This window comes from Pseudooceanicola sp. NS-SX9 (assembly GCF_057380705.1).
In genome coordinates this window covers 1132447-1144721 of record NZ_CM170818.1, presented here as the reverse complement: position 1 = coordinate 1144721, position 12275 = coordinate 1132447, and the positions used below count along the sequence as shown (strand labels likewise).

The window sequence follows — 12275 nt, the reverse complement described above, 5'->3', positions numbered from 1 at the left end:
CGCCATAAAGTGTAGCGCGTTTGCCCTGTTTCGTCACCCCGTCCCATCTGAAAAACACCAGATCTGGAAGGGTATTCAGCGGGGTCCGCAGCATTCCGCCGACCCTACCGCATCTTGCGTTCACCAGTTGTCCTTGAACCAGCGAACCGCCCGCTTCAGCGACCGCGCCGGATAGCGGTCGGCCGGCAGGTCGAAGTCCCACCATTCGTCCTGCGGATGCGCCGCGTAGAGGCACATCCCCACCGCCGAGGCAAAGGCCGGTCCCGTCGCCGCCTGCGGCAGGCCATGGACCCGCAGCGGACGGCCCAGGCGCACCTGCTGGCCCAGGATCCGGCTGGCCAGGCCATCCAGGCCCGGGATCTGGCTGGCACCGCCCGTCAGCACGATCTGCTGGTTCGGCATATGCTCGAACCCCGCGGCATCCAGGCAGTGGCGCACCTCTTCCAGGATCTCCTCGACCCGGGGGCGCATGACGCCGATCAGCTCGGCGCGGGTGACGGTGCGGCGGTCATGCTCGTAATCGCCGGTCTCGCCGCCGATCTCGATGCGCTCGCGGTCATCCATGCCGGTGGCGACGACGCCGCCGTAGAAGGTTTTCAGACGCTCGGCATTGGCCATCGGGATCTTCAGCGCCATCGAGATGTCGCCCGTCACGTGGTCGCCGCCCATCCGCACGGTATCGGCATAGATCATGTGCTTCTTCATGAAGATCGACAGGCTGGTTGTGCCGCCACCCATGTCGATGCAGGCCGCGCCCAGTTCCTGTTCATCCTCGACCAGGCACGAGATCCCGGTCACATAGGGAGAAGAGGCAACGCCTGCCAGCTCCAGGTCGCAGCGGTTCACGCAATGCGCCAGGTTCTGCACCGTCGAGGCATCGACCGTCAGCAGGTGCACGTCGGTGGCCAGCTGGCTGCCGATCTGGCCGCGCGGATCCGTCAACCCCGAGCGGTGATCCAGCGCAAAGTTCACCGGATGGGCATGCAGCACCTCGCGGCCCTCGCCATAGTCGGGCATGTCGCAGGCCGCCAGCACCCGGCCGACATCCTGTTCACTGACCACATCGCCCACGACATCAACCGCGCCGGTCAGCCCGTAGCTGCGCGGACCTGCGCCTGCAAAGCAGGCAATCACGTGGTCGACACGGACCTTGGCCATCTTCTGGGCATTCTGCAGCACGGTGCGGATCGCACGCTCGGTCTCGGGCATCGAATCGATCTCGCCGAAGCGGACCCCGCGCGAGCGCGTGGTCGCCACGCCGATCACCCGGAACCCGGCCTGCCCCGCCAAAGACCCGACGCCGTCGTTCAGCTCGGCGTGCTGCTGCATCGAGGGATCGAAACGCAGGACAAGGCAGGCGATCTTGGACGTCCCCACGTCGAGCACCGCCACGACACCGCGCTGCAGTGCCGCCTTGCGCATGTTCCGCATCGCCCTTTGGCTTTGGTAAAGATCCATCTGCCTGCCCCTGTTCCCCTTGGTCCTTGCCGGACACCTGCCTGTTTGCTGACTGCCGGCCGTGGGCCTGTAACCACGACCGTCCCTTGCTGCTTACTTGCTTCCCGATTTCTTCGGATTGCGGATGCTGTTCCATTCGTCCAGCGCCTCGGGCGCCACGCGGATCGTGGGCCGGGACGGCAGGCGCATGTCGACAATGGTGATGTCGCGCGCCAGAAGGTCCTGTGCCTGGTTCAGTGCCAGGACACGCTCCAGCGCCTGCACCGGATTGGTCTCGGGCAGCAGGATGCGCTGGTCGCGGTCCAGCACCAGATCCCAGCGGCGTTCGCCGACGCGCTCGATGCCACGGATGCGCGCCTTGATCGGCTGGGCGGCCCGCAGGATCGCCAGCGCCTCGGGCACGGCCTTGTTGGCGCCATTGCCGGCGATCAGCGGCAGGTCGGTGCGGTCGGTGCGCAGCTTCAGGCTGCCGGTGACCACGCCCGCATCGTCGATCGACGACAGGCCACCTCGGGTCTTCCAGACCGCCACCGGCACGCGCTCGGTCACGGCAATGTCCAAAATCCCGCCACTGGAGCGGTGCAGCGCGGCACTGGCGACGGGCGGCAGGGCCTCGATCCGAGCCCGCAGCGCATCAAGGTCGAGGTTGAAGGACGACACCGGCTTGTCGAGCCCGACAGCCGCCCGCACCAGCGCCCCGGTCGCCTCGGAGGCCCCGGTGATGCGCAGATCGTGGATCATGAACTGGGGGCGGTCCTCGAAGGACTGACGCAGGGCCGCGTACTGATCCAGCAGCGCCTGTCGGCGGGTCTCGCTGGCCAGCCAGATGCCGGCGATCAGCGCGACCACCAGCAGCGGCAGCAGGAACCGCAGGAAGAACCGGAACGCCGGGCTGAGCATCAGCCGCTGCATCCGCCAGCTCCAGCGCGAAGGCGCCGGATCATGCCGCGGCTTGCGGCGGCTGGCGGTCAGCGGCGTCACCGTTCGCACGAGGCGTCCTCCACCAGCCACCTGCACAGCGGCCCGAAGCCTATGCCACAGGCCGCCGCATGTTCAGGCGCCAGCGATGTGGGGGTCATGCCGGGCTGGGTGTTGACCTCCAGCACGAAAAGCCCTGCCACCCCCCTGCCCTCGTCCCAGCGGAAATCGGTGCGCGAGACGCCGCGGCAGCCCAGGACCTCATGCGCGCGGCGGGCATAGTCCAGGCAGGCCTCGGTGATCTCCTCGGGGATCTGGGCCGGGCAGACATGGGTGGATCCGCCGGGGGCATATTTCGCGGTATAGTCGTACCAGCCGGTGGTGAAGATCTCGGTCACGCACAGCGGCCTGTCGCCCATCACCGAAACCGTCAGCTCGCGCCCCGGCAGATAGGCCTCGACCATCAGCTGCTCGGGCATCTCGGGGGCCAGTTCGGGCGGGCCGTTCGACCCTTCGGTGACGATGTAGACCCCGACCGAGGACCCCTCGTTATAGGGCTTGATCACATAGGGCGGCGCCATCACATGGGCTGCCATGATCTGCGCCTTGTCGGCGATCAGGCTGTCGGCCACCGGCAGGCCGGCCGCCCGGAACAGCACCTTCGAACGTTCCTTGTCCATCGCCATCGAGGACGCCAGCACGCCGGAATGCGTATAGGGGATCTTCAGCCATTCCAGGATGCCCTGGACACAGCCGTCCTCGCCCCAGCGGCCATGCAGCGCGTTGAAGACGACATCCGGTGCAATTTCGATGAGTCGCTGCGCAAGGTCCGGCCCCGCGTCCAGCGTGACGACCTCGTATCCTTCGTCCCTCAGAGCGGCGGCGCATTCACGCCCACTGGCCAGTGACACCTCGCGTTCCGCCGAGGGGCCACCCATTAGCACCACCACCTTCGGGGATGTCCTGCCCGACATGCCCACGATCACTGCCTCTTCTCGGGGCCCTGCAGCCCCCACCATTATATGCCCGGACCTGTACCGATCCTTGAGCGTCTTTCGGAGTTCCGGCCGCTGAGTGCCGGCCTTCCGTCCTAACTGGTACCATCCTGCGCGGGGTCAAGGGCCGTTTCCGTCGGCACCGGGTCCCCTAGGCGCATGATTTCCCACTGTAGCTCAATTCCGCTGTTGCCATAAACCTTTTTTCGCACCGTTTCGCCGAGGCCTTCAAGATCTGCCGCGGTCGCAGTGCCGGTGTTGATGAGAAAATTCGAATGCTTCTCGCTCATCTGCGCACCCCCGAGGCGCGCGCCGCGTAATCCGGCATCGTCGATCAGCTTCCAGGCCTTCAGGTCATGGACATCATCCGCCCGCCCGGTCGAGGAGAACCCGGCCGGGTTGCGGAAGGTCGACCCGGCAGAGCGATCACGCACGGGCTGGGTTTCATCGCGTCGCGCCAGCTGGGCCTCCATCCGGGCGGCCAGCGTCGCGGGATCGCCTGCGGGTCCTTCGAACACCGCCTGGGTCAGCACCCAGCCTTCGGGCAAGGTACTGTGGCGATAGGCAAAATCCAGATCCTGCGCGGTCAGCGTGACAATCTGGCCGCTGCGGGTAACGGCGCGGGCCTCGACAAAGACATCCGCCGTATAGCTGCCGTAGCAGCCCGCGTTCATCCGCAGCGCACCGCCCACGGACCCCGGGATGGTGCGCAGAAAGGTCAGATCGACCCCGGCCTCGGCCGCCTTGCGGGCCACGTGGGAATCAAGCGCCGCCGCCCCGGCCGTGACGCGCCTGCCCGCGACCGAGATCCCGTTGAAGCCGCGCCCCAGCCGGATCACCACGCCGCGCAGACCGCCATCGCGCACGATCAGGTTCGAACCCACACCCATCGGAAATACCGCCACATCGGGATCGAGCGCGGCCAGGAACTGCACCAGATCGGCCTCGTCCTCGGGCTGGAACAGCCATTGCGCCGGGCCGCCAACGCGCAGCCAGGTCAGGGCAGAAAGCTCTTTCTCGGCGGTCAGGCGGCCCCTGATGGCGATCTGGTCAGGACGTGGCATGATCTCTCCTTCATTGCGCCGGCATAGCTAGTCGGCCCCCGGGTGCCAAGCAAGGCCCCGGAGCATCGGCAAGGCTTTGCGCGCTCAGACGGAAGAGGTTGCGGCTTCGGTCGCCTCGCGTTCACGCACGCGGCGGCTCAGGCGCGTGGCCGGAAAGCGCAGCACAAGCGCGCCCAGCAGCAGCGCCGCAAGACCCATCCAGGGGCCATGCTGCAAGGTGATGAAACCAAGGGACGGAATGCCCAGGGCAATCAGCGCAAGGCGGCAGATCTCGGCATGCCGCTGCACAGGCACCGCCATCACACAACTGCCGACGATTACCCAGAGCAGGATAATCAGGAAGGATTCCATTGCTCGCCCAGCCTCCAAACTACCCGAATGCCTGCCAAAAAGGTCTTTTGCCCTGGTGCGTCCAGGTTATCGGTAACCTGTTGCCCTTTTGCACAGGCTAGCGGTATCTCGCCTGTGCTACAACAGATTTTCTGTGGATATGTAACAAGCTCGGATAAAATCCAGCGGTCCGGCCCACCGCGCAGCGCAGGGCGGCCCTTGCAGGAAACGCCGCCCCTTTGCGCTGGTCAAATCTATTCGGCGGCCTTCACCGGAGCCAGCCGCTCGGGCAGTCGATTCGCCCAGGCCGAAATCGTCCCCGCCCCGAGGCAAACCACCATATCGCCGGGATGCGCCTGTTCGCGCACCAGCCGTTCCAGGTCTTCCTCGCAGGTCAGGGCGCGGGCGTGGCGGTGGCCGTGACGGATCAGCCCGGCGACCAGATCATCGCGGCTCGCGCCCTCGATCGGGTCCTCGCCGGCGGAATAGACCTCGGCGATGGCCACCACGTCGGCCTCGTTGAAGCAGGCGCAGAAGTCGTCGAACAGCGAATGCAGGCGCGAATAGCGGTGCGGCTGGTGCACGGCGATCACCCGGCCCTCGGTCGCCTGACGGGCAGCCTTCAGCACGGCGGCGATTTCCACCGGATGGTGGCCGTAATCGTCGATGATGGTGACGCCGTTCACCTCGCCCACGCGGGTAAAGCGCCGCTTGACGCCGCCGAAATTGGCCAGCGCGGTGCGGATTTCCTCGGCCTTCATGCCCAGGTGACGCGCCACGGCGACCGCCGCCAGCGCGTTCGAGACATTGTGGTCGCCCGGCATCGGCAGGGTGCAGCCCTCGATCACCAGGCCCTCGGTCTGCAGCGCCACGTCGAAATGCGCGATGCCCTTTTCATAGCGCAGGTTCAGCGCCCGCACATCGGCCTGAGCGTTGAAGCCATAGGTCACCACGCGGCGGTCGGTGATCTTGCCGACCAGCGCCTGGACCTCGGCATGGTCGGTGCAGCAGACCGCGATGCCATAGAACGGGATGTTCGAGACGAACTCCAGGAAGCCCTTGCGCAGGCGGTCGAAATCGCCCCAGTGATCCATGTGTTCGGGATCGATATTGGTGACGATGGCGATGGTGGCGGGCAGACGGTTGAAGGTGCCGTCGCTTTCATCGGCCTCGACCACCATCCATTCGCCCAGACCCACCCGCGCGTTCGAGCCATAGGCATGGATGATGCCGCCGTTGACCACGGTGGGGTCGAAATTGCCCGCATCCAGCAGCGTCGCCACCATCGTCGTGGTGGTGGTCTTGCCGTGGGTCCCGGCAATGGCGACGTTGGATTTCAGGCGCATCAGCTCGGCCAGCATCTCGGCGCGGCGCACGACGGGCAGGCCACGGCGGCGCGCCTCGTCCAGCTCGGGGTTGCCGGGCTTGATGGCGGACGAGATCACGACCACCTGCGCGTTTTCCAGGTTCTCGGCGCGCTGGCCCTCGAAGATCTCGGCGCCCAGGCCCGCCAGGCGGTCGGTGATGGGCGAGCGTTTCAGGTCGGACCCCTGCACCGCATAGCCGTGGTTCAGCAGCACTTCGGCGATGCCGGACATGCCGATGCCCCCGATGCCCACGAAATGGATGGGGCCCACGTCTCCGGGCAGCTTGGTTGCGGCAGCGTTCACGTCAGGTGTCCTTCTGGGTCGTGTGGTGGGCAAGGGCCTCGACCATGTCGGCGAGGGTTTCGGCCGCGTCGGGGCGGCCCTGCGACAGCGCGGCCCGCGCCATCTGCTCTGCGCCTTCGGGATTGTCCAGTACCAACGCGATCTGCGTGGCCAGGGTTTCCGGCGTCAGATCATTTTCCGGGATCAGGATGGCGGCGCCGGCCTCGACCAGGCCGCGGGCATTGGCGGTCTGGTGGTCGGCGGTGGCAGCCGCGAAGGGCACCAGGATCGAGGGCCGCCCGATCACCGACAGATCCGCCACCGTCGAGGCACCGGAGCGGGTGATCACCAGCTGCGCCTCGGACAGGCGGGCGGGCACGTCATGGAAGAAGGGCTGCACGTCGGCGGGAATGCCCTTTTCATCGTAGAAGGCGGTGACGCGCTCCAGATCCTCGGGGCGGGCCTGATGGCTGACGCGGACATATTGCAGCAGCTCGGGCGGCAGGGCGGCGATGGCCTGGGGCACGACATCCGACAGGATGCGCGCGCCCTGGCTGCCGCCCATGACCAGCAGCGACATCGGATAGGCGCCGGGGCTGATGTAGGCCGCGCCCGCGCGTTCATGCACGGCCGCGCGCACCGGGTTGCCGGTGGGCACGCCCTCGACGCCGCTGGGCAGGGTCGTGGGCCAGGTGCCGCAGGCGATGCGGTCGACCTTGCGGGCAAAGCGTTCGTTGACCCGCCCCAGCACGCCGTTTTGTTCGTGGATCATCCGCGGGATCTTCAGCAGGGTCGAGGCCGCCATCGCCGGGATCGCCGGATAGCCGCCAAAGCCCACCACCGCCGCGGGCCGTTCGCGCAGCATCCTTGCCACCGCGGCGGCAACACCGCCCAGGATCCGCAGCGGCACGCCGGCCTTGGCCAGCAGCCCGCCCCGCGCGAATGTGGCGCTGGACAGTTCCTCGACCTCGACCGCGGCGGGAAAGCCGCCTGCGTAGCGCGCGCCGCGCGCATCCGTCGACAGGCGCACCCGCCAGCCCCGGGCCAGCATCTGCTCGGCCAGGCTTTGCGCCGGGAACATGTGGCCGCCGGTGCCCCCGGCCGCGATCACCAGAAGCGGTGCATTGTGGTTCATGACCGTCCCTCGCGTGCGCGACCCGACAGGATCTGGCCGATTTCATTCTGCGGCCGCGACCGGGTGAAGGCCAGCAACATCCCCACGACCAGCCCGCCCGCGATCAGCGACGAGCCGCCGTAGGACACGAAGGGCAGCGTCATCCCCTTGGCGGGCAGCAACCGCACCGCCACGCCCATGTTGATCATCGCCTGCACCCCAAAAACCGAGGCCAGCCCCGTCCCCGCCAGCCGGATGAACGGATCGCGTTCCTTCATCAGCCGCGAGAAGCTGCGCAGCACCACCGAGGCATAGAGCGCGATGATGATCAGCACCAGCACCAGGCCGTATTCCTCGGCCGCGACCGCGATGATAAAGTCGGTATGGGCATCGGGCAGGTTCATCTTGACCGTCCCCTCGCCCACGCCCACGCCGAAGAACCCGCCTTCGCGGATCGCGTTCGCGGCATAGCCCAGCTGGGTGCGGGGATCGACCTCGGGCGACAGGAAGCCGTCGATGCGGCCCGCGAAGTGGTCCGAGAATTCATAGGCGAACATGCCGCCCGTGACGACCAGCCCGGCGATCACCACCAGCAGCAGCATCGGCGCGCCGGCGACGAAATACATCACCCCCCAGCCGAACAGGATCAGGCTGGCCTGACCGAAGTCGGGCTGCATGACCAGGATGCCGACGATGATCACCATCATCCCGAACGAGAACATCTTACCCGGCGGCCCGTTGATCTCTTGCGAGGCGGCCATCAGCCAGGCGGCGGTGATGATGAACATCGGCTTCATGAATTCCGACGGCTGCACCGAGGCAACACCCAGCGAATACCACCGGATTGCCCCCTTGCCAAAGTCGGTGCCCAGCAGCGGCAGCATCGCCAGTGCCACGAAGGTCACCAGGAACCCCAGCACGCCAAAGCGCCGCACCCGGTCCGGCGACATCATCGAGGACCCGATCAGCGCGATCAGCCCCAGCACGCCGAACATCGCCTGACGTTCGACATAGTAGAAGGGGGGAAGGCCATTGCGTTCCGCCAGCGGCGGCGAGGCCGCAAAACCCAGCAGCAGCCCCATGCCGAACAGCCCCAGCACGCAGCCCAGTGTCACCTTGTCGACCGTCCGCCACCACTTCGGAATGACGGGTTCGCCATCCCGAGACGCGATGGCGCCGTAAACCATCTCTGTCATTGATCGTCCGCCTGATGTGCCTCATCTGCCCCGGTTGCCTGACCGGGATGCCCCTTTTTCGGGATCTGCCGGAAAGACTAGCTCAGATCCCCCCTTTCGGCCAGCAAGAATACGTTAACACGGCATTGAGCATTCGCCGGAACCCTGTAACCATGACCCTGGCGGGCCCGAACCCGCGCAAATTTGATCACCATGGATTTCACGAGGCCCCCATGCCCATCGACCCGCCGGCCCCCGACGAACATGCGACCGGCCCCCTGGCGCTGCATCCCTTCAGCCTGAACCGGCTGCGCCTGTATCGCCGCTTCCCGGTCGGCCGGGATCTGCTGTTCGACGCCTTCCACGACGGCGCCCGAATGCCGCAGTGGCGCGGCAGCCCCGAAAGCCCGCTCAGCGAATGCAGCGTCGCCCTGCATCCCGGCGGCACCGCCCGACTGGCCTGGACGCGCGACGGCGCGGCGCAGGGCCTGACCCTGACCTATCAGGATGTCGACCGCCCCGGCCGCACCGTGCATTCCGAAATCCACGACACCGACATCACCGGCGGCCCGGTGCTGGTCACCACGCTGATCCTGCCCTGGAAGGACGGCAGCCTGCTGACCCAGGAATTCTGGTACAGCAGCGAAGAGGCCCGCGATGCCGTCCTGAGCTCGGACATGGCCGAGGTGCAGGAGGCCGCGCTGTCCCGTCTGCAGGCGCTGCTCGACGATCTGGCCCGCGCCGCCTGACGCCCGGCGGTTTCGCTTGCACAAACCTGCGCCCTGCCCCATGGCAGGGCCATGACATTCGACACGATCATCCTTGGTGCCGGGGCCGCGGGCCTGATGTGCGCGGCGCATTGCGGCGGCCGCGTGCTGGTCATCGACCATGCGAAACATCCCGGCGAAAAGATCCGCATCTCGGGCGGGGGGCGGTGCAACTTCACCAACACCGGCACCGAACCCAAGAACTTCCTCTCGGCCAATCCGCATTTCGCCAAGTCGGCACTGGCGCGCTACACCCCGTGGGACTTCGTCTCGCTGGTGTCCGACCACGGCATCGCCTGGCATGAAAAGACGCTGGGGCAGCTGTTCTGCGACGACAAGGCGGTGCAGATCGTGCAGATGCTGACCGGCCTTCTGCAACGCGCCGGGGCCGAACTGGCACTGGAAAGCACCGTTCAGGACATTCGCGCCACGGCCGGGGGCTATGCGATGACGCTGCTGCGCGCAGGGCGCCAGGAGACGCTCTCGACCCCGCGCCTCGTGGTGGCCACCGGCGGCAAGTCGATCCCGAAGATGGGTGCGACGGGGCTGGCCTACGACATCGCCCGCAGCTTCGGGCTGAAGGTGACCGACACGCGCCCGGGCCTGGTCCCCCTGACCTTCCCCGAAGGCCGTTTCGCGGCGATCTCGGGCGTGGCGCTGCCAGTGCGCGTGCAGGCCGACGGCCCCGCCTTCCCCGAGGCGCTGCTGTTCACCCACCGCGGCCTCTCGGGCCCGGCGATCCTGCAGGCCTCCTCCTACTGGCGCGAGGGCGAGGCGATCACGGTGAACCTTTCGCCGGGCACCGCCCCCTTCACCCGCCTGCGCGCCCAGCGGCAGGAGGCAGGCCGCAAGAGCCTGCACCGCAGCCTCGACGCGCTGCTGCCCGGCCGCCTGTCGGATCTGCTGGCGGCGGAATGGGGGCTGAAGGGGAACCTCGGCGACCAGTCCGACCGCGCCCTGCAGGATCTGTCGGACCGGCTGACCGGCTGGCAGCTGACGCCCGCCGGATCCGAAGGCTACCGCACCGCCGAGGTCACCCTGGGCGGCGTCGACACCGATGGCCTCAACTCCCAGTCGATGGAGGCCAAATCCCTGCCGGGCCTGCATTTCATCGGCGAATGCGTCGATGTCACGGGCTGGCTTGGCGGCTACAACTTCCAATGGGCCTGGGCCTCGGCCATGGCCTGCGCCCGGGCGATCCAGGGGGGCTGACGCCCCCCTTTCGCTCAGGCCAGCGCCTGCACCCGCGCGACGAAATCCTCGCCGCGCTTTTCAAAGCTGTCGTACTGGTCGAAGCTGGCCGTCGCGGGCGCCAGCAGCACCGTCTCACCGGGCTGCGCCTCGGCATGGGCGCGGGCAACGGCGGTCGCCATGTCGCGGCAGATCTCGACCTCGACGCCCTTCAGCTGCATGGCGAAATGTTCGGCCTCGCGACCGATGACATAGGCCTTCAGCACCTCGCCGACATCGGGCAACAGCGGCGCCACGCCGCCTTCCTTCTCCAGCCCGCCGCAGATCCAGCGGATCCTGTGGAAGGCCCGCAGGGCCTGCCGGGCGCTGTCGACATTGGTGGCCTTGCTGTCGTTGACATAGGACACGCCGGCGATCTCGGCGATCTTCTGGCTGCGATGCGGCAAGCCGCCAAAGCTCTTCAGGCCATCCTCGATCTGGCGCGGCCCCATCCCCAGGCTGCGCGCCACCGCATAGGCCGCGCAGGCGTTCTGATGGTTGTGCGCACCGGGCAGGCCGCTGATCTCTCTCAGGTCGATCGCGCCCACCTGACGGCCCTTGCGATATTCCGCCAGGAAACCCTTCTTCGCGAAGACCAGCCAGCCCGGCCCCGACAGCTTGCCCGCCGAGGACACCCGGATCACCCGGTCATCAGCGGGCCCCACCGACAGTTGGTTGGCCAGGAAACGCCCCTCGACCTCATCCACCCCGATGACGCAACGGTCCGGCCCGCCCTCTGCGAACAGCCGCCGCTTGGCCGCGAAATAGCCCCCCGGGCCGCCATGCCGGTCCAGATGATCCGGCGACAGATTGGTGAAGACCGCCACATCCGGCGTCAGCGCCCGCGCCAGCTCGGTCTGGTAGGACGACAGCTCCAGCACCACGATGCCGCCATCGCCCGGCGGGTCGATGTCCAGCACCCCGCGCCCGATATTGCCCGCCAGCTGCACCTCGCGGCCCGCCGCGCGCAAGACATGCGCGATCAGCGCCGATGTGGTGGATTTCCCGTTCGAGCCCGTCACCGCCACCACCTTCGGCGGCTGGTCCATCATCGCCCAGTCGTCATCGGCCAGCGAGCGGAAGAACAGCCCGATGTCGTTGTCGACCGGCACGCCCGCCTCCAGCGCGGCGGCAATCGCCGGATGCGGCGCCGGATAAAGATGCGCAATACCGGGCGATGTCACCAGGCAGGACAGATCGGCGCAGCCCCCCGCACGCGCGAAATCCCGCAGATCGACCCCCTCGGCCTCGGTCAGGGCTGCGGCCCGCGGACCGTCATCCCAGGCCACCACCGTGGCGCCTCCGGCCTTCAGCGCCCGGATGGCCGCCAGGCCCGACCGCCCCAGCCCCAGGACCCCAACCACATGACCTTCGAAACCCCGGACCGGAATCATGCCTGCTCTCCTTCTCAGCGCGCCCGACACTGACCCCGGCCAAGCGCCGGTTGCAACCGCCTCCGGCGGGCATATTTGGAGAAAGATGAAAGCCACCGACGGTTCCCCGTCATCTGACCATAAATACTCCGGGGGAGTCTTCCGCAGGAAGACGGGGGCAGAGCCCCCTCCCCGCCGCGCC

The 12275-nt window shown here is 67.5% G+C and carries 11 protein-coding genes; 2 read left to right on the top strand and 9 right to left on the bottom strand.

What is annotated here, in order from left to right:
• Nucleotides 1–120 precede the first annotated feature (120 nt).
• The 8 genes from ftsA to ftsW form a co-directional block, all read right to left on the bottom strand.
• Nucleotides 121–1458 (bottom strand): cell division protein FtsA, encoded by a 1338-nt coding sequence (gene ftsA / locus AC2ITM_RS05460; protein WP_486468811.1) that lies wholly within the window; start codon nucleotides 1456–1458, stop codon nucleotides 121–123.
• Between the two features lie 93 nt (nucleotides 1459–1551).
• A complete protein-coding gene (locus AC2ITM_RS05455; protein ID WP_486468810.1) occupies nucleotides 1552–2448 on the bottom strand; it encodes a cell division protein FtsQ/DivIB in 897 nt (298 codons plus the stop codon).
• Nucleotides 2436–3350 (bottom strand): D-alanine--D-alanine ligase, encoded by a 915-nt coding sequence (locus AC2ITM_RS05450; RefSeq protein WP_486469397.1) that lies wholly within the window; start codon nucleotides 3348–3350, stop codon nucleotides 2436–2438. Before AC2ITM_RS05450 ends, AC2ITM_RS05455 begins: the two co-directional genes overlap by 13 nt.
• Nucleotides 3351–3466: 116 nt before the next feature.
• Complete coding sequence (gene murB, locus AC2ITM_RS05445; protein WP_486468809.1) at nucleotides 3467–4435, bottom strand: UDP-N-acetylmuramate dehydrogenase; 969 nt, start codon at nucleotides 4433–4435, stop codon at nucleotides 3467–3469.
• An 84-nt stretch (nucleotides 4436–4519) separates the two neighbouring features.
• A complete protein-coding gene (locus AC2ITM_RS05440; protein ID WP_486468808.1) occupies nucleotides 4520–4786 on the bottom strand; it encodes a DUF2484 family protein in 267 nt (88 codons plus the stop codon).
• Between the two features lie 233 nt (nucleotides 4787–5019).
• A complete protein-coding gene (gene murC, locus AC2ITM_RS05435; RefSeq protein ID WP_486468807.1) occupies nucleotides 5020–6435 on the bottom strand; it encodes a UDP-N-acetylmuramate--L-alanine ligase in 1416 nt (471 codons plus the stop codon).
• Nucleotide 6436: 1 nt separating this feature from the next.
• The gene (gene murG, locus AC2ITM_RS05430) at nucleotides 6437–7549 is read right to left on the bottom strand and encodes an undecaprenyldiphospho-muramoylpentapeptide beta-N-acetylglucosaminyltransferase (RefSeq protein ID WP_486468806.1); all 1113 of its coding nucleotides are present in this window, start codon (nucleotides 7547–7549) and stop codon (nucleotides 6437–6439) included.
• A complete protein-coding gene (gene ftsW, locus AC2ITM_RS05425) occupies nucleotides 7546–8724 on the bottom strand; it encodes a putative lipid II flippase FtsW (RefSeq protein WP_486468805.1) in 1179 nt (392 codons plus the stop codon). The genes murG and ftsW overlap by 4 nt, the downstream gene beginning before the upstream one ends.
• A 212-nt stretch (nucleotides 8725–8936) precedes the next feature.
• Between ftsW and AC2ITM_RS05420 the strand changes: the two genes are divergently transcribed.
• Nucleotides 8937–9452, top strand: a complete 516-nt coding sequence (locus AC2ITM_RS05420; protein ID WP_486468804.1) for an SRPBCC domain-containing protein — start codon at nucleotides 8937–8939, stop codon at nucleotides 9450–9452.
• A 51-nt stretch (nucleotides 9453–9503) separates the two neighbouring features.
• Nucleotides 9504–10682 (top strand): BaiN/RdsA family NAD(P)/FAD-dependent oxidoreductase, encoded by a 1179-nt coding sequence (locus AC2ITM_RS05415; RefSeq protein ID WP_486468803.1) that lies wholly within the window; start codon nucleotides 9504–9506, stop codon nucleotides 10680–10682.
• Nucleotides 10683–10696: 14 nt separating this feature from the next.
• Here the strand turns inward: AC2ITM_RS05415 and murD are convergent, their stop codons facing one another.
• Nucleotides 10697–12094, bottom strand: a complete 1398-nt coding sequence (gene murD / locus AC2ITM_RS05410) for a UDP-N-acetylmuramoyl-L-alanine--D-glutamate ligase (protein ID WP_486468802.1) — start codon at nucleotides 12092–12094, stop codon at nucleotides 10697–10699.
• Nucleotides 12095–12275 lie beyond the last annotated feature (181 nt).